1 protein-coding gene is annotated in these 868 nt (G+C 65.6%); it reads left to right on the forward strand.

Annotated features, from left to right (window positions below; translation table 11 throughout):
- Window positions 1-49: 49 nt before the first annotated feature.
- Window positions 50-868 carry an IS5 family transposase gene (locus ILT44_RS30545; protein WP_204243363.1) on the forward strand — a complete coding sequence of 273 codons (819 nt, stop codon included), beginning with the start codon at window positions 50-52 and terminating at the stop codon, window positions 866-868.

Below are 868 nucleotides of genomic sequence, written 5' to 3' on the forward strand. Positions count from 1 at the left end.
TCTAGAGGCTGTTATGGACCCGTCTTGAGGTCACCGCCGTTCTGGCAGAATGACCTCTGCTCGCAACCCTTACCCCTCCGATGTCTCCGATGAAGAATGGGCGCTGGTGGCGCCTTACCTGACACTCCTGCCCGAAGGGGCGGGCCAGCGAGAGCACGCCCTGCGCGAGGTGTTCAATGGCCTGCGCTACATCATCAAGACGGGTGCGCCCTGGCGCTGGATGCCCAACGATCTGCCGCCCTGGGCGGCCGTCTATCAGCAGGCACAACGCTGGCTGAACGCCGGCTGCTTCGAGGAGCTGGCGCAGGATCTTCGGGCTGTACTGCGCCTGGCGGCCGGGCGCGATGCGGAGCCCTCAGCGGCCGTGCTCGACAGCCGCACCCTGCGCTCCACGCCCGAGAGCGGGGCGCGGGCCGGCTATGATGGCGCCAAGCGCAAGAAGGGCTCCAAGCTGCATATGGCGGTGGACACCCTCGGGCATCTCCTGGCCGCCCACGTCACGCCCGCCACCGCCGATGATCGCGCTGAGGTGGGACAACTGGCCCAAGCCGTGCAGGTCGCCACCGGCGAGAGTGTCGATCTGGCCTATGTCGATCAGGGCTATACGGGAGAGAGGGCCGCGGCGGCCGCCCGCGAGCATGGGATTGAGCTGGAGGTGGTGAAGCTGGCTGAGGCCAAGCGCGGGTTCGTGCTGTTGCCGCGCAGATGGGTGGTCGAACGGACCTTCGGTTGGGCCACGCGCTTTCGCCGGCTGGTGCGCGATTACGAGCGTCTACCTCAAACTCTAGCAGACCTGCATGTCATTGCTCTGGTCTGTATTATGCTACGACAGGCCGTAAACTACATCGCGGTCCATAACAGCCTCTAG

Source organism: Microvirga arvi (assembly GCF_016892765.1).
Taxonomy (GTDB): Bacteria; Pseudomonadota; Alphaproteobacteria; order Rhizobiales; family Beijerinckiaceae; genus Microvirga; species Microvirga arvi.